Annotated in this window: 18 protein-coding genes, 1 tRNA gene and 1 pseudogene; 7 read left to right on the top strand and 13 right to left on the bottom strand. The window is 66.4% G+C overall.

Features of this window, described 5'->3' with window-relative positions:
* Positions 1–20: 20 nt before the first annotated feature.
* A pseudogene (locus FPH17_RS12180) lies at positions 21–530 on the top strand (DUF3558 family protein); the annotation flags it as partial.
* 124 nt (positions 531–654) lie between these two features.
* Here the strand turns inward: FPH17_RS12180 and FPH17_RS00125 are convergent.
* The 3 genes from FPH17_RS00125 to FPH17_RS00135 all read right to left on the bottom strand — a co-directional run bounded on the left by FPH17_RS00125 (position 655) and on the right by FPH17_RS00135 (position 2,425).
* Positions 655–728 (bottom strand) — tRNA-Pro (locus tag FPH17_RS00125).
* Positions 729–813: 85 nt separating this feature from the next.
* Complete coding sequence (locus tag FPH17_RS00130) at positions 814–1,179, bottom strand: YchJ family protein (RefSeq protein WP_095547088.1); 366 nt, start codon at positions 1,177–1,179, stop codon at positions 814–816.
* Positions 1,180–1,219: 40 nt separating this feature from the next.
* Positions 1,220–2,425: a bifunctional alpha/beta hydrolase/OsmC family protein gene (locus tag FPH17_RS00135; RefSeq protein WP_154878234.1), complete on the bottom strand. Its 1,206-nt coding sequence runs from the start codon at positions 2,423–2,425 to the stop codon at positions 1,220–1,222.
* 219 nt (positions 2,426–2,644) lie between these two features.
* Between FPH17_RS00135 and secA2 the strand changes: the two genes are divergently transcribed.
* From secA2 to FPH17_RS00155, 4 genes are all read left to right on the top strand, one after another.
* Positions 2,645–4,936: an accessory Sec system translocase SecA2 gene (gene secA2 / locus FPH17_RS00140; protein ID WP_154878235.1), complete on the top strand. Its 2,292-nt coding sequence runs from the start codon at positions 2,645–2,647 to the stop codon at positions 4,934–4,936.
* Between the two features lie 160 nt (positions 4,937–5,096).
* Positions 5,097–5,528: an oxoglutarate dehydrogenase inhibitor Odhl gene (odhI, locus tag FPH17_RS00145; protein WP_095276690.1), complete on the top strand. Its 432-nt coding sequence runs from the start codon at positions 5,097–5,099 to the stop codon at positions 5,526–5,528.
* 79 nt (positions 5,529–5,607) lie between these two features.
* Positions 5,608–6,354, top strand: a complete 747-nt coding sequence (gene ftsR / locus FPH17_RS00150; protein ID WP_331252963.1) for a transcriptional regulator FtsR — start codon at positions 5,608–5,610, stop codon at positions 6,352–6,354.
* A gap of 299 nt (positions 6,355–6,653) precedes the next feature.
* Positions 6,654–7,229 (top strand): MerR family transcriptional regulator, encoded by a 576-nt coding sequence (locus tag FPH17_RS00155; RefSeq protein ID WP_095536121.1) that lies wholly within the window; start codon positions 6,654–6,656, stop codon positions 7,227–7,229.
* 80 nt (positions 7,230–7,309) lie between these two features.
* Here the strand turns inward: FPH17_RS00155 and FPH17_RS00160 are convergent, their stop codons facing one another.
* The 5 genes from FPH17_RS00160 to FPH17_RS00180 all read right to left on the bottom strand — a co-directional run bounded on the left by FPH17_RS00160 (position 7,310) and on the right by FPH17_RS00180 (position 13,446).
* Positions 7,310–8,770 (bottom strand): VWA domain-containing protein, encoded by a 1,461-nt coding sequence (locus tag FPH17_RS00160; protein WP_154878236.1) that lies wholly within the window; start codon positions 8,768–8,770, stop codon positions 7,310–7,312.
* Positions 8,771–8,835: 65 nt separating this feature from the next.
* Positions 8,836–9,711, bottom strand: coding sequence for a 3-methyladenine DNA glycosylase (locus FPH17_RS00165; protein WP_154878237.1), 876 nt, complete (start codon positions 9,709–9,711; stop codon positions 8,836–8,838).
* Positions 9,698–10,750 carry a hemolysin family protein gene (locus tag FPH17_RS00170; protein WP_154878238.1) on the bottom strand — a complete coding sequence of 351 codons (1,053 nt, stop codon included), beginning with the start codon at positions 10,748–10,750 and terminating at the stop codon, positions 9,698–9,700. Before FPH17_RS00170 ends, FPH17_RS00165 begins: the two co-directional genes overlap by 14 nt.
* Positions 10,747–12,141 carry a hemolysin family protein gene (locus tag FPH17_RS00175; protein ID WP_154878239.1) on the bottom strand — a complete coding sequence of 465 codons (1,395 nt, stop codon included), beginning with the start codon at positions 12,139–12,141 and terminating at the stop codon, positions 10,747–10,749. Before FPH17_RS00175 ends, FPH17_RS00170 begins: the two co-directional genes overlap by 4 nt.
* Positions 12,142–12,153: 12 nt before the next feature.
* Entirely contained in the window at positions 12,154–13,446 is a 1,293-nt protein-coding gene (locus FPH17_RS00180) for a DEAD/DEAH box helicase (RefSeq protein WP_154878240.1), read from the bottom strand.
* 147 nt (positions 13,447–13,593) lie between these two features.
* Here FPH17_RS00180 and FPH17_RS00185 point away from each other — a divergent pair, with 147 nt between their 5' ends.
* Positions 13,594–14,670, top strand: a complete 1,077-nt coding sequence (locus tag FPH17_RS00185; protein ID WP_167496748.1) for an HNH endonuclease signature motif containing protein — start codon at positions 13,594–13,596, stop codon at positions 14,668–14,670.
* 8 nt (positions 14,671–14,678) lie between these two features.
* Here FPH17_RS00185 and gndA read toward each other — a convergent pair whose 3' ends face one another.
* Positions 14,679–16,148: an NADP-dependent phosphogluconate dehydrogenase gene (gene gndA / locus FPH17_RS00190; RefSeq protein ID WP_154878242.1), complete on the bottom strand. Its 1,470-nt coding sequence runs from the start codon at positions 16,146–16,148 to the stop codon at positions 14,679–14,681.
* 47 nt (positions 16,149–16,195) lie between these two features.
* Between gndA and FPH17_RS00195 the strand changes: the two genes are divergently transcribed.
* Positions 16,196–16,648, top strand: coding sequence for a PaaI family thioesterase (locus tag FPH17_RS00195; protein WP_144716997.1), 453 nt, complete (start codon positions 16,196–16,198; stop codon positions 16,646–16,648).
* A gap of 3 nt (positions 16,649–16,651) precedes the next feature.
* On the opposite strand, the gene FPH17_RS00200 is transcribed toward FPH17_RS00195, so the two are convergent.
* From FPH17_RS00200 to pflB, 4 genes are all read right to left on the bottom strand, one after another.
* A complete protein-coding gene (locus tag FPH17_RS00200) occupies positions 16,652–17,725 on the bottom strand; it encodes a magnesium and cobalt transport protein CorA (protein ID WP_144716996.1) in 1,074 nt (357 codons plus the stop codon).
* 160 nt (positions 17,726–17,885) lie between these two features.
* Entirely contained in the window at positions 17,886–18,761 is an 876-nt protein-coding gene (gene pflA, locus FPH17_RS00205; protein WP_095276661.1) for a pyruvate formate-lyase-activating protein, read from the bottom strand.
* A 94-nt stretch (positions 18,762–18,855) separates the two neighbouring features.
* Complete coding sequence (gene grcA2 / locus FPH17_RS00210; protein WP_144716995.1) at positions 18,856–19,107, bottom strand: autonomous glycyl radical cofactor GrcA2; 252 nt, start codon at positions 19,105–19,107, stop codon at positions 18,856–18,858.
* Between the two features lie 93 nt (positions 19,108–19,200).
* Entirely contained in the window at positions 19,201–21,312 is a 2,112-nt protein-coding gene (gene pflB / locus FPH17_RS00215) for a formate C-acetyltransferase (protein WP_154878243.1), read from the bottom strand.
* Positions 21,313–21,432: the final 120 nt, after the last annotated feature.

Below are 21,432 nucleotides of genomic sequence, written 5' to 3' on the forward strand. Positions count from 1 at the left end.
GTCGAGTACTCGCAGCCCTCATGATCGCGCAGGCGTTCCTCGCCGTCTCGGCGTGCAGTAGCGATACAGAGGAACAATCGGCACCCGACGCGCCGCCGGTATTCCATTTTGCCAGCGGAGACCTCGCAATCGGCGAGTTCTACTCAGATGAGGTAGAAGGCAACCTTTTCGACCCCTGCACGGGTATCTCAGCAGAGGAATACGCGGCCGCGGGGATTACCGGCGTCGAGGCCTTTGATAGCGAGTTTGGCGACCCGGGCGTCGTCATGTCGTGCAACACCGCCGACCCGTCCGCGCAAGAGACTCGGCGAATCATGATCTCGACGGTAGGAGAGAACACAATCAAGTCGCTGGGTGGCAGCCAGATTGAACACCCAGATTCCACGGTGCCGGGGCTCTATACGGTGACGGAAGGCGCAAACGGCGGCTGCGCTGCGCAGGTGGATACCGAGCGGGGAGCGCTCTCGATAAGTCGCTGGAAGTACAATGCCCAGGGCCGGGAGGACGAAGTGTGCCGCGCGGCGCAGAAAGAGCTCGAGGAGCTTTACGACGCCACGCAGCAGGCGTCGTGGCGGTGGCTGTTTCCGCGGCATGCGGAAGGAAATTGTTCCCGCGAGGGGATTCAGAACCCCCGAACCCCCATAAAGAAAATTGTCGGACTGACAGGATTTGAACCTGCGACCCCCACACCCCCAGTGTGGTGCGCTACCAAACTGCGCCACAGCCCGTCCGTTACTGCATTCGCGGTAACTCGGCTAGAGTACAACACTGTCACTCGAAACGGAAAATTGCCAGGTCAGCGGGCAAACCTTGCTACCGTACATCGCCGTCCAGGTAGACCCACGCGCCGTCCTCGCGGACGAAGCGCGAGACCTCGCGCTGCACGCCGGCGGGGGAGTAGGCTGCGAACTCGACCACGCCCTCGGAATCGAAGAGTGAGCCGCCCTGGGTGCGCACAATCTGCAGGCGATTGAACGCAAGGCCTTCGGTGGGAAGCTCCGACAACGCCGGGCGCGTTGCCCGCGCCCAGGTGGAGTGCAGGTAGTCCGCGAGGCCGCCCACGAAGGCGGTGTAGCGCGAGCGCATCAACGCCTCGGCGGTCGGTGCCTTGGCGCCTCGGTGGAGCGCGCCGCAGCACGCCGCGTAGGGCTTACCGGTGCCGCAGGGGCACGGTTGCATGTCCGCGATGCGCGGCTGTTGCCGCCTGACGCCCGCCACGTTAGCGCTGCTTGTCGCGCTCGCGGCGCTGCTCGACGGTGGCGGTATCTACCGTGGTCGTGATGTCGCCTGCGGCAATGTAGCCGTCGACGGTGGACGCGGCGCCGGCGGCGCGCAGCGTCTGGACCTGCTCGTCGGTGAGGTCGCCGTAGAGCGTGATGTGGCGGGTGAAGGTGGTGTCGGCGTCGTGGGTGACTTCCACGCGGACGTCGTCAAGCTTCATGCCCTTGGCCGCGCTCCTGATGGCCTGCGAGCACGAGGCCGCGAGCGCGGACATGAACAGGCCGGTGGACGTCACGCCCTGGCCCTTGCCGCCGGCGTTCTTCGCGCGGTCCGTGGTGATCTCGCGGTTCGAAGTGCGCACCACATCGCCGTACTTGGTGCCGCGGGCGGAGTAGGAGATCGCGGTGGAATCGCCAGTCGGCTCCGGGGTGAACTCCGGCACGATGTACTGCTGGGCCCACGAGCCGATGATGTCGGCGGCGCGCTGCGCGGTGCCCTGGCGCGTGAGCAGGTGATCGGCCTTGTCAAGCGCCATGAGCGACTTGGGGTAGCGGGTGAGCTGGAAGATGGTCTGGGCGTTGTCGATGCCCACGGTGACGTCGATAGGCGAGTGCACCAGCAGCAGCGGTTTACGGATCTTGCCCAGGTACTCCTCCGGGTTGGTCTCCGCGAGGTCCTCGAGGAAGTGACGCGAGATGACCAGGTCGCGGCCGCCCAGCGTGACGTGCACCGAGCCGTTGCGATCCGCCTCGCCGATCTTGTCGGCGTAGTGCAACACGGAGTGGGCGGGATCGAAGGGCGCGCCGACGGTGGCCACCATCTTGAGCATCTTCTTCAGCTCCGGGCGCGTCGCGGCCTTGAGCGTTGCCGCGCCGCCGAGCGAGTGGCCCATAATGAGCTGCGGGGCGGTGTAGTTCTCCTCCATCCACTGCGCCACGGCCACGATGTCATCAACGTTTTGGTTAAACGAGGTCTCGGCGAACTCACCCTTGGACTGACCCAGGCCGGGGAAGTCGAAGCGCACGGTGGCAATCCCGTGCTCCGTCAGGCGCTTGGAAATACGCGATGCGCCGGGGGTGTGGCGGGAGCCCGCGAAGCAGTGCGCGAAGATGGCGTACGCCTTCGCCGGGCCGTCCGGACGGTCCATCGTTGCGGCAAGCTCCACGCCCGTGGAGGACGGAATTTTCAGGTTGAGAGATTTCATGTCGCGGACTTCCCCTTGTGTGTGGTTGATTCGCGCTGCTTCGAGGCTGCTGCGAGACTGGCTTCAATACAATCTAAGGCACAAATAAGCTAGCAACAACAGTCCTCCCGCGACCTGCATCGCGGGGGTAAAGCCGCTGCGCCTAAACTTTGAGGCAATACTGCGGCGACAGAGCGATGCAGAGCGATCACAGTGCGACGAGGAAGGACGGTCAAGCGTATGGGAGCATTCGACTGGTTCTGGAAGGCCATGGGCTCAACATCTGAGCGCAACAACAAGAAATCCAAGGGCATCGTTGCCGGCGCCCACGAGCTGATCCCGAGCATTGAGCAGCTTGACGACGCCGCCCTGGCCGCCGCCATCCGTGACACCGTCTCCGACGGCGCGATCAAGGACAAGCAGCGCTTCCTTGCCATCCTGTCGGTCGCCTCCAAGCGCACGCTCGGCTTGCTGCCGTTCGACGTGCAGAACCAGGCGGTCCTGCGCCTGCTCGAGGGCGACGTCATCCAGATGGCCACCGGTGAGGGCAAGACGCTTGTCGGCGCGATGGCGGCCACGGGGTTCGGGCTGACCGGCAAGCGCGTCCACGTCATCACCGTGAACAATTACCTGGCGGACCGCGATGCGGAATGGATGCGCCCGCTCGTCGAATTCTTCGGCCTGCGCGTCGCCTCCGTGACGGAGAACAGCTCCCGCGAGGAGCGCACCGCCGCCTACCGCAGCGACATCGTCTACGCGCCCGTTACTGAAATCGGCTTCGACCACCTGCGGGACAACCAGATCACCTCGCGCGCTCAGACCGTCCAGGCCCCGGCGGACGTCGCCCTGGTCGACGAGGCGGACAGCGTGCTTGTCGACGAAGCCCTCGTCCCCCTCGTACTCGCCGGCTCCGAAGGAGCGACCCAGACCACCGGGCGCATCACCGAGGCCGTCTCCCACTTGCGCGAGGGCAAGGACTACGCGATTGACGCCGAGGGGCGCAACGTCTTCCTCACCGACGAAGGCGCCGAGCACGTGGAACGCCTGCTGGGCATCGACTCGCTCTACGGCGACGGGCAGATTGGCGACACCCTCGTGCGCGTCAACCTCGCCCTGCACGCGAAGGCGCTGCTGATCCGCGACGTCCACTACATCGTGGAGGACGGCAAGGTCGCGCTTGTCGACGCCTCCCGCGGCCGCGTCGCCGAGCTGCAGCGCTGGCCGGATGGCCTGCAGGCGGCCGTGGAAGCCAAGGAGGGCCTCACCGTCTCTGAGGGCGGCCGGATCCTGGACTCCATTACGCTCCAAGCGCTGATGCGTCGCTACCCAACCGTGTGCGGGATGACCGGCACCGCGGTCGAAGCCACCGACCAGCTCCGCTCGTTCTACGACCTCCACGTCGCTGTGATTGACCGGGCCAACGAGCTGCAGCGCTTCGACGAGGCGGACCGAATCTACGCCACGATGGAGGAGAAGAACAAGGCCATCGTCGACGAGGTTGCGCACCTGAACTCGACCCGCCAGCCGGTGCTCGTGGGCACCCACGATGTCGCAGAATCCGAGGCGCTCGCCGAGGCGCTGGAGGCCCGCGGTGTGTCCGTGAACGTGCTCAACGCGAAAAACGACGCAGAGGAGGCCCGCATCATCGCAGAGGCCGGCGACCTCGGCCGCGTGACCGTCTCGACGCAGATGGCCGGCCGTGGCACCGACATCCGCCTCGGCGGTGCGGACGAGGCGGATCACGACAAGGTCGCGGCGCTCGGGGGCCTGGCGGTCATCGGTACAGCGCGCCACCGCTCCGCACGCCTGGACAACCAGCTCCGCGGGCGCGCAGGCCGCCAGGGCGACCCGGGCCTGAGCCTGTTCTTCGTCTCGCTGGAGGATGACGTCGTGGCCACAGGCGGCGCGGACGAACAGGTCACCGCCCACCCGGACGAGACCGGCCGGATCGAATCCAACCGCATCCAGCAGTTTGTCGAGCACTGCCAGCGCGTCACTGAAGGCCAGCTGCTGGAGATCCATTCCCAGACCTGGAAGTACAACAAGCTGCTCGCCGACCACCGCGACATCCTTGACCAGCGCCGCGCGGTCCTCCTGGACACCGACACCGCTTGGCGCGAGCTCGCCGAGCGTAGCCCGCAGCGCGCCGCGGAGCTGGAGCACCTGCCGCAGGAGGTCCGGGAGCAGGCGGCCCGCGACATCATGCTCTACCACCTCGACACTGAGTGGTCGGAGTACCTCGGGCTCATGGACGACGTACGCGAGTCCATCCACCTGCGCGCCATCGCCCGCGAAACCCCGATCACCGAGTACCACCGCATCGCCGTGCGCGAGTTCAAGGAGCTGGCAAACCGGGCCGTCGACCAGGCAGTCGACACGTTCGAGCAGGTGCCTATCGACGCCAACGGCGCCCACCTCGCCGACGCCGGCTGGAAGCGGCCCAGCGCCACCTGGACTTACATGGTCTCGGACAACCCGCTGGCCGGGTCGGGCAACAGCGTGATCTCCGGCATTGGCAATATTTTCCGGTAGGCGAGAGGTGGGGAAATCCTGTGGAGTGGTGGCAAACACCCCCGCGGGAGCCTCGAGCCGGTAGTATGACAGGCAGCTAACTGAAAACCTCGACATTGGTGCGTCTCGCTGGCCCGTGCACGCGGGGCGCACCGATTTCACACATAGTCAGGAGTAAGTGATGAGCGATAACACCGGTAACCCGCAGAACCAGGTGGAAACGACGTCGGTGTTCCGTGCGGACCTGCTGAAGGAGATGGAGTCTGGCGCGTCCGCCTCCAAGGACGGCATCACCGGCGCGGAAAACCTCCCCGAGGGCGCGGCACTGCTGGTAGTTAAGCGCGGCCCGAACGCCGGCGCTCGCTTCCTGCTGGACCAGGACTCGACCACCGCGGGCCGCCACCCGGAGGCAGACATCTTCCTCGACGACGTCACCGTGTCCCGCCGCCACGCAGAGTTCCGCCGCACCGAGGACTCCTTCGAGGTTGTCGATGTGGGCTCGCTCAACGGCACCTACGTCAACCGCGAGCCGCGCAACTCCCAGACGCTGTCCACGGGCGACGAGATCCAGATCGGCAAGTTCCGCCTCGTCTTTATCGCGGACGAGAAGTAGACTCGCTCCGACCAGAGCCCCCACGTACCCGCGCCCCTGACAACGGGGCGCTCTTTACGCAACGAAAGATCCACCACCAGTGAGCGCACTCCGCAAAACTTCCCCGCTGAAGCCGACGGGCACGACCCAGCAGGCGAAAACCATGTCGATCGGCGTGGTCCTTGAACGCCTCCGCGAGGAGTTCCCGGACGTGACCGTCTCCAAGATTCGCTACCTGGAGTCCGAGGGGCTCATCACCCCGCAGCGCACCGCGTCCGGCTACCGCCGCTTCACCGACGCGGACGTGGAGCGCCTCCGCTACATCCTGGTCACCCAGCGCGACAACTACCTGCCGCTCAAGGTGATCCGCGAGCAGCTCGAGGCGATGGATTCAGGTGAGGTCGCCGCCCTGATGGCGCCCGACGCGGAAAGCGGCGCGCCGATGGTGTCGCCGGAGAACTTCCGGGCGCCCGCATCCACCAAGCTCACCGACACCGACGTGGCCGCGCAGGCCGAGACCGACGCGGCGACCGTCGCCGAGCTGACCAAAGCCGGGCTGATTAGTCCGGACGTGGCCGGCTACTACACGGCCGACGACGTCCAGGTGGTCACGACCGCGCTCAACCTCGGCGAGTTCGGCGTGGACATCCGCCACCTGAAGACGCTGCGCACCGCCGCCGCGCGCCAGGTCGACCTCATCGCCCGCGTCGCGGAGCCGATTGCGAAGTCCGGCAAGGACACCGCGCAGCAGCAGGCCGAGGAGACCGGCCAGCAGATGTCCGCGCTCGTCGTTTCGCTGCACGCGTCGCTGGTGAAGAATCAGCTCCGTCACCGACTGGGTCACTAGCGCTTGCCGACGCCCCCGCCCCCGCCCGCCTCCATCCATGTGCGCCGCGGGGGCGTTCCTGTGCGCTACCCGATTTCGGGGGAGGAGCGTGGTTCGGCCCGCGTGCGGTCGCGGAATCCGCACGCCACGCGCCTACTGCGGCAGGTGGGGCGCATGTGGTTGGTGGGGCGAGGGGAGTCTCAACGTGAAGTTGAGGGTTAGAGTTCGGCGTGTTGCGCGTGCAAAGGTTGACCGAAAGCCTATGCTTGGCATTTAATAAAGCACATAGGCACTACGCCAAACTTCATGGGAGTAATTACGTGACTACACACAACGGACACGGCACCACCGGCGACGCCCCCATTCAGGAATCGCTCTTTGACATCGGACCGTCGGATGAGGTGGGGTACCGCGTGCCCATCGCCTGCCAGGTTGCCGGCATTACGTACCGCCAGCTCGACTACTGGGCGCGCACCGAGCTCGTCCGCCCGTCGATCCGCGGCGCAAAAGGCTCCGGCTCCCAGCGCCTTTACTCGTTCAAGGACGTGCTGGTGCTGAAGATTGTGAAGCGCCTGCTGGACACCGGCATCTCGCTGCAGAACATCCGCCTCGCGGTGGAGAAGCTGCGCGACCGAGGTGTGAACGACATTGCGGAGATCACCCTGGTCTCGGACGGCGCAACGGTCTACGAATGCCGCAGCAACGAGGAGATCATCGACCTTCTCGGCGGCGGCCAGGGCGTGTTCGGCATCGCCGTGCCGCAGATTATGAAGGAGCTTTCGGGCACCATCTCCGCGTTCCCGTCGGAGCGCGTGATCACCGAGGATGACGCACCGGTCGCAGAGGTCACCGGGATCGACGAACTCGCTGCGCGCCGTCGCCGCAAGTCCTCCTAGCAGGTTCTGCTCCACTCCCACCATCGCGCCCCACACTGACCGGGGCGCGATTTTTTCACGCCCGAGGGCGTCCCCCGTGTCTACTTCACGCCGGCGGCCGACTTCACGGCGTCGGTAAGCCCTTCGGCACCATCGACGTGCTGGTCGGACGACGCGACATTGCGCAGCCCCTGGTCCTGCGGCTCGCCGCCGACGTGCACTACCGTGACGTCGACGCCCTGGTCGGTGAACGGCCTGACCGCGTTGGCAAACTCCTCGTCGTTTCCGGCGTCAGCGGTGCCGGTGGTCACCACGACGATCCGCACTGGGGCGCCCCACTGCGCAGCGGCGCCTGCCGCGGCGAGGACCGCCTCGCGGGTCTGCGGCACGCCGCCGGTGAGGAAGCGGTGCACCGCCTGGTCGACGTCGCCCGCGTTGCCCGTCAAAGCGACGTTGTCGCGGTACCCGCGGGTCACGCCCGGGTTGAGCGGCGAGGAGTAGTTCCACAGGCCGACCATCTTGCCCTGCTCGCCGACCGCACCTGCCGCGGCGCCGACGGCGTCCTTCGCCGGCTCGATGTACGGTGCCATGCCATCCGACGTGTCGAGTAGGAACAGCGTGTTCTGCACCGGGCCGGCCGCGGACTCGGACTCCGGGGCGTCTTTCTTCGCACTCGCCTTCGCGTCGCTGTCCGCGGCGTCGGCGTCGTCGTTTGCGGTGCCGTCGGTAAGCGCGGCCCCACCCTCGGGGAGTGCCGCGGCCCAGACCATTTCCGCGATCACGGGCTGCTGTGGGGCCTGCCCATCGAACTTGTCGGCCGAGAAGCGCGCCAAGTCCTGACCCGCCCGCGACTGGTCCTCGGTCACGTCGCCGGCCGCGTTGAGCGGGATCGCCGCGTAGGAAACGGCGGCATCGATCGGGGTGAACGTAAGGCCCTCGGGGACGGCGTCCTCGGACGTCGCGACGAAAGTGTCGTCAGCTCCGTCGAAGCCGTCGAGCGAGTCGACGCGCTGATCAGTCAGCGCCTTCACCGCCGCCTGGTCGTCGCCCTTCGCCAGCGTCCCGGCGACGACGGCTGACGCCGACGGCTCGTCGCTCGCTGCGAAGCGCACATTGTCCAAACCGAGCTGGTCAAGCTTCGCCTCGGCTTTGCCCGCCAGGCCGACCGGCTGGTTGGCCACGATCGCCGGCTCCGACACGGCAGCGGTGCGCTTCGCGTTCGCCAGCTGCTGCTGCGTGACCGGCGTGTTCGGCGCGAGGTAGACCGCCGCATCCGCAACGTTGTCCACCAGCTGCGGCTTCACGCAGTGGTCACGGACCACCGGCGCGCTGTCCTGGTAAGTCTTCAGCAGCTGCTCGGCGACCGCGTGCTCCGACGCCGCGACCGGGAGCGCGACGTCTCCGGCGACGCACTCGCCGCCGCCCTGCGCCTCGTCGGCGTCGGTACCGCGACCAAAGATGAACCACAGCAGCCCGGCGATGAGCAGCAGGACCACGAGCAGCGCAATCAGCGCCTCGCCGGACAGCCTGTAGTTGTTCTTACCGTTGGAATGCCGTGCCATGTATACCGCCTTGTCAGCCGAGTCTGCTTGGATGCGCAGCGCGCAGGTAGCGCCTTGTCGCAATCTTATCCGTGCCGCACGCGTTCTAAGAGCGCGACAAGCCGATTGCGCAGCGGCGCGGCGTCTTCCGCCAATTTCCGCTGCCGGCGGACGTACTCCGCCTTGCCTTCAGCGGTCTCGATCGGCACGACTCCAAAACCGAGCTCGCGGCAGTCGTACGGCGAGGCCTCCATGTCCAGCCTCCGCGCCTCGCGCGCGAGCGCGAACGTGTCCAGCAGCAGCTCGCCGGGGACGAGCGGGCCGAGCTTGGTCGCCCACTTGTACAGGTCCATCGCCACGTGCACGCAGCCTGCCTGGTCGTTCGCCGCCTGCGCCTCGCGCGTGAGCACGGTCAGGTTCAGCGGGCGCGCCGGCGGCGTGAAAAATCGGTACGCGTCAAAGTGCGTGCACTTGAGCTGATGCGCCTCAACCACAGCATCGGTCCCGGCGCGCCCCAGTCGCAGCGGCAACGCGTGGCGCGGGGTGTCCGTTCGGTAGACCATTGCCCATTCGTGCAGGCCGAAGCAATCAAAGTGCGCGGGACGCTTCTCGACGCCCCCGAGCACCCGCCCAACCGCCTCCACGTCCCTCCCGCGGTGGGCGACAAACGCCTCGACGTCCACGCCAACCGTGCCATCAGCGTTGACGCGGTAATCTCGCCAGGTCGCGTGGGGGAGGGTGGTGGCGTCGGCAAGCGTGCGCCCCACTCCCGGGTGCCACCGGCGCAGGTGGGCGGGGCGGAGCGGGTAGTACTCGAAGAGGAAGTCCCACACCGGGTGCGCGACGCCGTGCGTGCGGCGCTCCAGGTGCGGGGCGATCCACTGGTCCGCACGGGCCTCGTGCGCCGCGATGAGCGCCTCGTACTCGTGCGGCTGGAGCACCTCCGGTCTATTCGTCCTCATGGGTCCAGTCTGCGACGGTGCCCACGTACTCCTCGATGAGGTCCTCGAGCGCCAGCACGCCGACCAGCTCGCCGTTGTCCCGGACCTGTGCCATGTGGGCGGAGCGCCGGTGTAGGGAGGTGAGGGCGTCGTCAAGCGTCTGCGCACCGTCGACGATGGAGAGGGGGCGGATGCGCTTCTTGGGCACCAGGGGATCAGCGTCGTCGGACTCCATGAGGTCCAAGATGTCCTTGACGTGGATGTAGCCGACCAGCACGCCCGGCTCCGTCTGGACGGGGAAGCGGGAGTACCCGGTATCGCGCACCGCTGACTCCACGGCGGAGAGGCGGATGCCGGACGGCTGCAGCGTGATGGTCTTCAGATCCGGTAGGCGGATCATCACTTCCTTCAGATTGCGGGTCTCGGAACGCAGGGCCTTGGCCAGGCGGGCGGTCTCCTCGGCGTCGAGCAGGCCCTCCTCGCGCGACTCCTGAATCATGTTGGCCAGCTGCTCCTGGTCGACCGTGGAATCCAGCTCGTCGCGCTGCACGATGCCGAACGCCGCAAGTGTCTTGCGGGCGATCCAGTTGAGCAGCTCAATGACCGGGCGCGTGAGCTTGATCCACACCGTCATCGCGCCGGTGAGCCACATCGCCGTGGTTTCGGGGCCGGCGATTGCGATGTTTTTTGGCACCATCTCTCCAAGCAGGATGTGCAGGTAGGAGATGATCACCAGCGCGATGGCGAAGCTCACCGGGTGCAGCAGGTTCTCGGGCAGGTTGAGCGCCAGGAACGGCACCTCGATGTAGTGCGCGATCGCCGGCTCGGCGACCTTACCCAACACCAGCGAGGCGATTGTGATGCCGAACTGCGCGCCCGCCAGGTAGATCGACAGGTGCTCGGTGGCGTCGAGCACGCCCTTGGCGTCCTTCCTTCCCTGGGCGAGCAGGTTTTCAAGGCGGTCGCGGCGCGACGACACCAGCGCAAACTCGGCGCCGACAAAGAACGCATTGGCCGCGAGGAGGAAAATGATCAGCAGAATTGCGACCCAAATGCTCATCGACGCTCACCCCCAGCAACTTCCTCAGCCTGCGCGGGGGAGACGGGGCTGAGCAGCACCCGGTCCACGCGGCGGTCATCCATGGCGGACACGCGCCCGACCCACGTTCCGGCTCCGCCGGATTCGAACCCCTCCTGGAAGTTCTCTGCGGCGTTGGGCAGCACGACCTTGTCGCCCAGCTTGGGGATCCGCCCCAGCACGGACATGATCAGGCCGCCGAGGGTTTCGTACGGGCCTTCCGGCGCGGTGTAGCCGGTGGTGGCGGTGACGTCGTCAAGCCTCACGAGCCCCGAAACCTCCCACGAGGTGCCGATGCGCTGGAAGTCGCGTTCCTGCTCCTTGTCGTCGTACTCGTCGTAGACCTCGCCGAGGATCTCCTCCACGACGTCCTCGATGGTGACCAAGCCCTGCGTGCCGCCGAACTCGTCGGCGACGAGGACGACCTGCGACCCGGCCTGGCGGACCCGGTTGAGCACCGAATCGCCGTCGAGCGTGCCCGGCACGAACGGCACCTCGCGGGCGAGGGAAGCCAGCTTCGTGGTTGCACGGTCGGCCTTGTCCACCGAGAACGCATCTTTGATGTGCACCACGCCGACGGTGTCATCCAGGTCGCCGCGGCGCACCGGGAAGCGCGAGTGGCCGGACTGGCGCGCCAAGGCGATGAGGTCGGCGACGGTGTCGTCGGCATCTAGCGCGTCGATGGTGGAGCGCGGCGTCATGACCTCCTCGGCGGTGGTGTCGCCGAACTGCAGCGAGCGGTCGATCACCGCGGCGGTCTCGGCGTCCAGGCCGCCCGCCTCGGCGGAGCTGCGCACCATAGCGGTCAGCTCCTGGCCGGAGCGCGCCGACGCAAGCTCATCGGCAGGCTCCATACCGAGCTTGCGCACGATGAAGTTCGCTGACCTGTTCAGGAAATTGATGAAGCCGCGGAAAAAGCGGTTGAACGCGTTGACCGGCGGGACCACGAACCGGGCGGTGTCAAGCGGGTTGGTGATCGCGATGTTCTTGGGCACAAGCTCACCAAACACCATGGACAGCAGCGTCGCGACGATCAGCGCGAGCACCATCGCCACGACGCTGGATGCGTCCTTGTCCAAGCCGACCAGCTCAAGCAGCGGGGCGAAGTACTTGCCCAGCACCGGCTCCGCGAGGAAGCCGGAAGCAAGGGTGGTGAGCGTGATGCCGAGCTGCGCGCCCGAGAGCGCGAACGAGAGGTTGGCGTGGTCGCGCGCGACGGCTTTAGCGCGCTTGTCGCCCTTTTCCCTCACGTGCGCGTCGACCGTCGAGCGCTCCAGGCCGGTCATAGCGAACTCGATCGCCACGAACAGGCCCGTTGAGGCGGTGAGCAATATGAATCCCGCAAGGGAGAGGATGGATATGAGTATGTCCATTATGGTTGCGACTTAGCGCCCGTGACTCCTTCGTGTTCGATTCCCGCGCCGCTTGTTGCGGCCCGAGGGCTTCGCTTGACGACGCCCACGCGCAGGTTGGCCCGGCGGCGGTAGGGGAGCACCCTCCGGTTTGCGTGCACCCGTGATTTTAACTAACGCTTCCGACATCGGGGTGACGCGGACCTCGCGCGCGTCGACACCCGCCTTCTTGAGTAGCTTGTCCACTTCCTGGCGCTGGTCGTCCATGACGAGCGTGACGACGGTGCCGGACGTGCCCGCGCGGGCGGTGCGCCCGGCGCGGTGCAGGTACGCCTTGTGCTCGGCGGGCGGGTCGACGTGGACGACGAGCGAGACGTCGTTGATGTCGATGCCGCGCGCCGCGATGTCCGTGGCCACGAGCACGGGCGTGGACCCGTCGGCGAAGCCCTCGATCGCCCGCGTGCGCGCGCCCTGGCCCTTGTCGCCGTGCAGGCCCTGCGCGTTGATGCCGACGCGGCGCAGCTTCTTCACCTGGCGGTCCACGCCGTGCTTCGTACGCATGAACATGATCGTCTTGCCGTCGCGAGCGGCGATCTGGAGGACGATCTCGTTGCGCTCCTCGCGGCCGCCGACGAGCAGCCGGACGTGCTCCATCGTGTCCACCGCCGCCTCGACGGGCGCGGTCGAGTGCGTCACCGGGTCGTGCATGTAGCGGGCCACGAGCTTCTCGACGTCCCCGTCAAGCGTCGCCGAGAACAGCAGCCGTTGCCCGTTCTCGGGCGTGCGGTCGAGCAGCTTGCGCACCTGGGGGAGGAAGCCCATGTCGGCCATCTGGTCGGCCTCGTCAAGCGCGGTGATTTCCACCGCGTCGAGGGAGAGCTTCTTCTGGTCGATGAGGTCCTGCGCGCGCCCCGGCGTGGCCACGAGCAGGTCGACGGGGGCGGCAAGCGCGCGGATGTGCTTGTTCACGTTGACGCCGCCCACGACTTCGAGGATGCGGAGGCCGAGGGCTGCGGCGGCGTCGTCAAGCCTTTCGCGGATCTGCGCGGCGAGCTCTCGGGTGGGCGCGAGCACGAGGCCGCGCGGGTGGCCCGGGCGGCTGGGGGCGCCGGCGAGGCGGGCGAGGATGGGCAGGCCGAACGTGAATGTTTTGCCGGATCCGGTGGGGCCGCGGCCGAGGACATCGCGGCCGGCGAGCGCGTCCGGGATCGCCGCCTCCTGGATGGGGAACGGGTGCTCGATGCCCTGGTGCGTGAGCACTGTGACCACGGGTTGTGGCAGGCCGAGCTCGGCGAAAGTTGTGGGAGACGGTGTCGACGATGTCATTGCGACCACTTTAGCGCGCGAAAACCCCAAACCCTATTAGACGCATGCGGCGGGCCTGCGGTTCCCTCCGCGGCAGGTTTTGGAAGACTTCTCACACTTTGCCGTTTACGCTGGTCAGAGCGTTGTGGTGTGGCTATGCTCTGGGGCATGACGCTTATCGACGCCCTCATCCACCACGACCGCAACGGTATTGCCATCATCGCCGATGCGGCGGAGTCGAGCGTCGACGCGCTGGTCGACCGCGGGATGGAGCGCGATCGCGCCGAACAACTGATGGGCGCGGCCGAGGTCTACTTCGGGCAGGCGCGCAACCGCCGGGCGCAGGACGCGTGCGTCGCGGCGGCGCGCGAAAATCAGCACCGGTTGGAGACGCTGGCGTTTATCGCGCGGTCGTCGAGAAGCTTGGAGACGGACGCGGACCGGTGGAAGTATCGCACCACGCTGTGCGAAACGCGCGGCGACCTACGCGCGATCACACGGCGGGCCAGGGCGCTGAAGAAGGAACTGCAACCGGCGCGGCCGCGGGAGCCGAAGGCCAGCATCACGTTCCACGACCAGGGCTGGTCCACCATGCACCTCACCGCGCGCACCAGCGATGTGCTGCCGCTGTTTGAGGCGGCGAAGGGCGACCCGGCGGGCTGGGCGAGAGGCGGAAGCGTGACTGCGGCCCCCGCGACTGCGTTGACCACGGTGCTCAACATGGACATCGGCGACTTTGCGCAGTGGCGCAAGCACCCCGAGCGCACCGACGAGATCGAGGTGCAGCTCACCAACGGCGAATGGCTCACCGGTGCGGAGCTGATCAACCGCAAGCTGCGGGAGTCCGGGTACATCGCGCTGATCTCGCCAACCGACGGTCCGATCAACCTCTACGGCACCACGCTGCGCCACGCGTCCCGCGAGATGCGCCTCCTCATGAGCGCGGATGCGCCCACCTGCGCGTGGAAAGACTGCAACCAGCCCGCGGACTTTTCGGAGGCACACCACATCCACGAGTGGTCGAAGGGTGGGACGACGACGATTGACAATCTCTGCTGGTTGTGCACGTACCACAACCGGCAAAACGGACGCCCGCACCGCGGCCGGATGGAGCGCGTCGACGGGCAGATCGTATGGCAAAGCCCCGGAGGCTACGTCACGCCCCGGGGCAGAAACCACGGCGATCCGTGGGTGCGGGCAAAACGGTTGGCCGCCACAGCGGCGACCGCCCCGCCCGATAAGTAGGTTTTTGCTTACGCGTCGATTTCTTCGCGGCTTCCCGACCACGTGGTGTGGTAGGTACCGTCCATGTCGACGCGCTTGTAGGTGTGCGCGCCGAAGAAGTCGCGCTGGCCCTGGATCAGCGCTGCCGGAAGGCGGTTCGAGCGCAGCGAGTCGTAGTACGACAGCGACGACGCGAACACCGGCACCGGCAGGCCGAGTTGGGTGGCGGTGATGACGACGCGGCGCCAGGCGTCGATAAGCCCGCCCTCGAGCTCCTGCTTGAAGTACGGGTCGAGCAGCAGGGAGGGGAGCTTGGGGTCGTTCTCGTAGGCCTCGGTGATGCGGTTGAGGAACTTCGCGCGGATGATGCAGCCGCCGCGCCAGATGCGCGCGAGCGCGCCCGGCTCGAGGTTCCAGCCGTACTCCTGCGAGCCGGCGTTGATCTCGTCGAAGCCCTGCGCGTACGCAACGAGCTTGGAGGCGTAGAGCGCGCGGCGCACGTCTTCGACGAAGGCGTCCTTGTCCACGCCGAGGTCATCGAGCGTGGTCACCTCGCCCGCGGGCAGCCCGATGCGCTGGGCGGCCTCGCGCTGGGCGATTGCCGACGACAACGCGCGCGCAAACACCGCCTCGCCGATCCCCGTGACCGGCACGCCGAGGTCGAGCGCCTCCTTGACCGTCCAGCGGCCGGTGCCCTTCTGGCCGGCGGCGTCCAGGATGACGTCGATGAACGGCTTGCCCGTCTTCGCGTCGGTCTGGCGCAGCACCTCGGCGGTGATCTCGATGAGGTAGGAGTCCAGGTCGCCCTCGTTCCAGGTGCTGAAGATGCCCGCGAGCTCGGCGGGCGTAAGGCCGGCGCCGTAGCGGAGGAGGTGGTAGGCCTCGCCGATCACCTGCATGTCGGCGTACTCGATGCCGTTGTGGACCATCTTGACAAAGTGGCCGGCGCCGTCGGGGCCGATGTGGGTGACGCACGGGGTGCCGTCGACCTTCGCGGAAATGTCCTCGAGCAGGGGGCCGAGGGTTTCCCAGGATTCCTTCGGGCCGCCGGGCATAATTGACGGGCCGCGCAGCGCCCCCTCCTCGCCGCCGGAGATACCGGCGCCGACGAAGTGGCGGCCACGCGCGGCGACCTCCTTCTCGCGGCGGATGGTGTCGGTGAACAGGGAGTTGCCGCCGTCGATGATGATGTCGCCGTCGTCCATCGCGGTTGCGAGCTGGTCGATCACCGCGTCGGTGGCGGCGCCGGCCTGCACCATAATGATCGCCTTGCGCGGGCGCTCGAGGGAAGCCACGAAGTCTTCGATGGTCTCCGAGGGGACGAAGTTGCCTTCGGCGCCGTGCTCGGCCATGACGGCGCGCGTCTTTTCCGGCGACCGGTTATAGATGGCCACGGTGTGGCCCTTGGAGGCGAAGTTGCGGGCGAGGTTGGAGCCCATGACGGCCATGCCAACGACGCCGATCTGGGCGAGTCCGGTAGCGGGGGATGCATCAGTCATGCGCTTGATTCTACGCGCCGCGTACGGGCGGGCGGTAGAGTGTGCACATGGAGACGCACGATTACCGCAGCCGCTTTGCCCGAGAGCCGCTGGTCGAGCCGCTGAGCGCGGACGAGCTGCGCGACCTCAACGCGCACGACATCGGGTTCGGCCCGCACATTGGGCTCGTCATCACCGCGTGTTCGGCGGAGCGCACCGAGGGCTACGTCGAAGTGGGGCCGCAGCACTTGCAGCTCACGGGTGTGGTGAATGGGGGCGTGTATGCGTCGATAGGCGAAACGATCGGCTCGATGGCGGCGATCGCGGCGGCGGGCCGCCCGGCGCTGGGGATGAGTAACTACACCGACCTGCTCGGAGGCGTTACCGGCGGGCGGATCGAAGCGGTCGCGCGCCCGGTGCACACCGGCAAGCGCACGCACCTGTGGCGCGTGGAGCAGCGTAACGGCGACAAGCTGGTTGCGGTGACGAACCTCAAGCTCATGCTTGTCGACGCCACGTAACACCTACAGCCAGTTATTTCGCCTAAACCACCAGTACATGATGGCCATCGACGCAAACATGACGATGAGCACGACCGGATAGCCGTACGCCCAGCTCAGCTCGGGCATGTTCTCGAAGTTCATGCCGTAGATGCCGGCGATCATCGTCGGGGCGGCAGCCATGCCGACGACGGCGGAGATGGTGCGCATATCGCTGTTTTGCTGCATGCTGACTTTGGCCACGGAGGCGTCGAGAAGCGACGAAAGGCGCTCGTCGAAGCCGAAGAGGTGGTCGCTTGCGATGGTCGCGTTGTCGACGACGTCGCGGAAGTACGAGCGCAGCGTTTTGCGGAGCAAGTCCTTGTGACTGACCAGGCTGTTTTTCAGCGCCGGCGCGAGTGGGTCAATGGCGTGCCGCATCTCCAAAACCTCACGCTTGTACATGTAGATCTTGTCGATGTTGATGTCGCGCCGCGGGGTGAACACTTCGTTTTCCAGGTCGTCGACGTCGATGCTCAGCGCCTGGGCGACGCGCAGGTGGTTGTCCACCGCGTAGTCGGAGACCTTCCACGCCACGGCCGCGGGGCCGAGGATGGCAAGCTCCTCGTCCTCCTCCAGCTGGGCGGTCAGGTCGGGGAGGGGCGCGTTGTGGCGGATCGTGATGGCGAAGTTGGGGCCGACCACGATCTGCACCTCGCCAGTGGAAATGATCTCGCGGGCGTCGGAGACCTCTTCGTCGTCGCGGTAGTAGACGGTGCGGATGACCAGGAAGAGCTGGTCATCGTAGCGCTCCACTTTGGGGCGCTGGTGGGCGTCGATGACATCGTCGACGATGAGGTCGTGCAGGTCGAAGAGCTCCGCGATGCGCTCCATCTGCGTCGTCGTCGGCTCCTTGAGCGACAGCCACACGAAGGCGTTGTCATGCTGGTTGACGCGCTCGAGCGCCTGCGCCACCCGCGCGTTGCCGGGCTGGCGCTTGCCGTCGACGAAGATGCGGCAAAAATCAATCGAGCGTTCTATCGGCACCGGGACGTGTTGAGCAACTGGTGCGAAGTTCTTCTTCGGCCGTTGACGTGGAAGAGGAATCCGAGGCGGCATAGCAGCCTCCCTTCGTGTGACGGACCGGCCGGGCCGGTTGCAACGGGCAGATCGTGGCTTAGCCGAAGCGAAGCCCTTAAAAAATACTACGCCCTCCGCGCGAGCGCGAACTCGCGGCGGAGGGGAAGACGTGGCGTCGATAAGCGACGAGCCCGGGGTGCTAGTGAACCTCGAGGCCGCGCGAGCGGAAGATGTCGCGGATGTGCTCGACGTGCTCGGGCGACGGCGGAGTGACGTCGTCGAGCTCGTACGGCATACCGATCTTCTTCCACTTGTCGGCGCCCATGTTGTGGAAGGGGAGGACCTCGACGCGCTCGACGTTGTTGGTCCAGCGGGCGACGATGTCGGCGACGTTGTTCACGTTCTCCTCGGAGTCCGTGTAGCCGGGCACGACGACGAAGCGGATCCAGACGCGCTTGCCCTTCTCGCTGAGGCGGTCGCCGAAGTCGATGGTGGGCTGCAGCTGGCGCTTGGTCACGCGCTGGTACGTCTCCTCGTCGCCGGACTTCACGTCGAGGAGGAACAGGTCGATGTTGTCCAGGTCCTCGTCGCGCAGGCGCGCGCCCAGGTAGCCGGAGGTGTCGATCGTGGTGTGGATGCCCGCGGAGTGCACCATCTTGAGCAGGCGGCGCGTGAACGCGATCTGGAACAGCGGCTCGCCGCCGGAGAGGGTGAGACCGCCGCCGGTCGCGTCGAAGATGCGCTTGTAGCGCTTCACGCGGTTCGCCACGGACTCGACGGATTCGAGGGTGCCTTCCTTCATCTCCATCGTGTCAGGGTTGTGGCAGTACAGGCAGCGCAGGGGGCAGCCGGACAGGAAGATGGTCATGCGGGTGCCGGGGCCGTCGACGGCGGTGACGAGCTCCCACGAGTGGACGAGCCCGATGTCGCCGGTGCGACGCGCCTCGAGCAGCTCGGGTCGGGTGATTTCCATGTCGGCGTCGGCGGTGCCGCCAAGGCCCGCGGCGACGCCTCTAATGCGTTCGCCCTGCTGGGGTTCGAGTGTGACTACGCCGGTTGTGCCATCTTGCGCCATGGCTGGCCTCCTGTGCTGTGTGCTTATCGACGCGCCCCACCGCCCACCCCGAAGGGCGAGTCAGTGGGGCGCTACGTCTTGGTGATGCCGCCGGTTACGCGCCGCGGTGGAAGGTACGCGAGATCACGTCGCGCTGCTGCTCCTTGGTGAGCTTGACAAAGTTCACCGCGTAGCCGGAGACGCGGACCGTCAGGTTCGGGTAGTTCTCCGGGTGCTCCATTGCGTCCTCGAGGGTGTTCTGGTCCAGCACGTTGATGTTGGCGTGGTACAAACCAGAGTTCATGTTGTTGGCCTCGCGGGAGGACTTCATGGAAGCCATACGGTCTTCGAAGGTGTGGGTAGACATTGTGGTGTTCTCCTTTTCGGGGAAGTGGTGATTGGTGGGGGTATTGAGTTGTCCGTTGCCGGTCGGCGGGTGGGCCGACCGGGCGGGCCCGGGTTATGCCGGGTGGATCTCTGCGTCCGCGTTGTCCATGATGAAGCCCGCGTCGAGGACGCCGACCAGGTTCTTGACCTGCTCGTCCTTGTTGCGGCCGAGGCCGGACGGGGTGATCGTGTTGGTCAGCGAGATGCCGTCGAGCGCGTCGTTGTAGTCGAGCTTACCCACGGACAGCATGGAGGCGACCATGCCGTGGTTGTCGGCGCCGTTCTCCGGGTTTGCGCCCGGTGCGAACGGGGTGCCGGCCTTGTGCCCGGACGGGAACGAACCGGTGGCCTTGCCGTAGACCACGTTGGAGGTGATGGTCAGGACGGACTGGGTCGGGATGGCGTCGCGGTACATCGGGATCTCTTTGATCTTCTGCATCACGGTGTGGACCACGGTGGCGGCGATGTCGTCAGCGCGGTCGTCGTCGTTGCCGTAGAACGGGAACTCACCCTCGGTCTTGTAGTCGACGACCAGGCCGGTTTCGTCGCGAATCGGCGTGACCTTCGCGTACTTGATGGCGGACAGCGAGTCGGCCACGATGGACAGGCCGGCGATGCCGCAGCCCATGGTGCGGACGATGTCGGAGTCGTGCAGCGCCATCTCGACGGACTCGTACGCGTACTTGTCGTGGCAGTAGTGGATGATGTTCAGGGCCTCGACGTAAGTGCCGACAACCCAATCGAGCATCTCCTCGTACTTCTGCCAAACCTCGTCGAAGTCCAGCGGGCCGTCGCCGGTGATCGGGGTGTGGCCTTCGGTGACCTGCTTGCCGGTGACCTCGTCGCGGCCGCCGTTGATGGCGTACAGGAGGGACTTCGCCGCGTTGACGCGGGCGCCGAAGAACTGCATCTGCTTGCCCACCGGCATCGGGGAGACGCAGCATGCGATGGCGGCGTCGTCGCCCCACTGGTCACGAATCTGCTTGTCAGACTCGTACTGGATGGAGGAGGTCTCGATGGAGATGGCGGAGCAGAACTCCTTGTAGCCCTCCGGAAGTGCCGGGTCCCAGAAGATGGTGATGTTCGGCTCTGGTGCCGGGCCCAGGTTGCGCAGGGTCTGCAGCAGGCGGAACGAGGTCTTTGTGACCTGGTGGCGGCCGTCGGAGGAGAAGCCAGCGTCGGACCAGGTTGCCCAGTACGGGTCGCCGGAGAAGATCTGGTCGTAGTCCTCGGTGCGCAGGAAGCGAACGATGCGGAGCTTGAGCACCAGGGCGTCAATGATCTCCTGTGCGTCTTCCTCGGTCAGCGTGCCGTTAGCCAGGTCGCGCTCGAAGTAGATGTCGAAGAAGGGGGAGAGGCGGCCGATGGACATTGCGGCGCCGTCCTGGCTCTTCACGGATGCGAGGTAGCCGAAGTAGGTCCACTGCACGGCCTCGTGCGCGTTGGTTGCCGGGCCGGAGATGTCGAAGCCATAGTCGGCTGCCATCTTCTTGAGCTTCTTCAGCGCCTTGATCTGCTCAGCGTGCTCCTCGCGGTAGCGTGCCCAGTGCTCGGAGAAGCCCTTGTCCAGGGAAGCGTCCTTGGCGGCGAGCTTGTCCTCGATGAGCTTGTCCACGCCGTAGAGGGCGACGCGGCGGTAGTCACCGATGATGCGGCCGCGGCCGTATGCGTCGGGCAGACCGGTGACGATGTGGGAGGAGCGGGCTGCGCGGATGCGCGGGGTGTAGATGTCAAAGACAGCGTCGTTGTGGGTCTTGCGGTAGGAGGTGAAGATCTTCTTCACGTCCGGGTTGACCTCTTTGCCGGCCTCCTTGATGGCCTGCTCGACCATGCGCCAGCCACCGTTCGGCATCATCGCGCGCTTGGTCGGGACGTCGGTCTGCAGGCCGACGATCACGTTGTCGTCTTCAGAGATGTAGCCGGCGGGGAAGGCGTCGATGTCTGCCGGGGTTTCGGTGTCAACGTCGAAGACGCGACGCTCGCGCTCGACGGAGAGGTACTTCTTGTCCAGCGTGTCCCAAACGCGGAGGGTCTTTTCCGTCGGGCCGGCGAGGAACGATGCATCGCCGTCGAAGGGGGTGTAGTTGCGCTGGACGAAATCGCGAACATTGATCTCGTCGGTCCACGGGCCTTCGGCAAAGCCGTCCCATGCGGTGTTCTGCGATGCAGCAGTTGTAGCAGTCACTTTGAAAAACGATCCTTCTAGTCTCGAGGGTTTTCCACGATGGGGACGCGCTAGCACTTTCCCAGGTTCCCGTTCAACATCTGCCACCGGACATCGTTCCGGCCGATGATTTGAAGCGCT

Origin of the sequence: Corynebacterium gottingense (assembly GCF_007559235.1) — a bacterium.
GTDB lineage: Bacteria > Actinomycetota > Actinomycetes > Mycobacteriales > Mycobacteriaceae > Corynebacterium > Corynebacterium gottingense.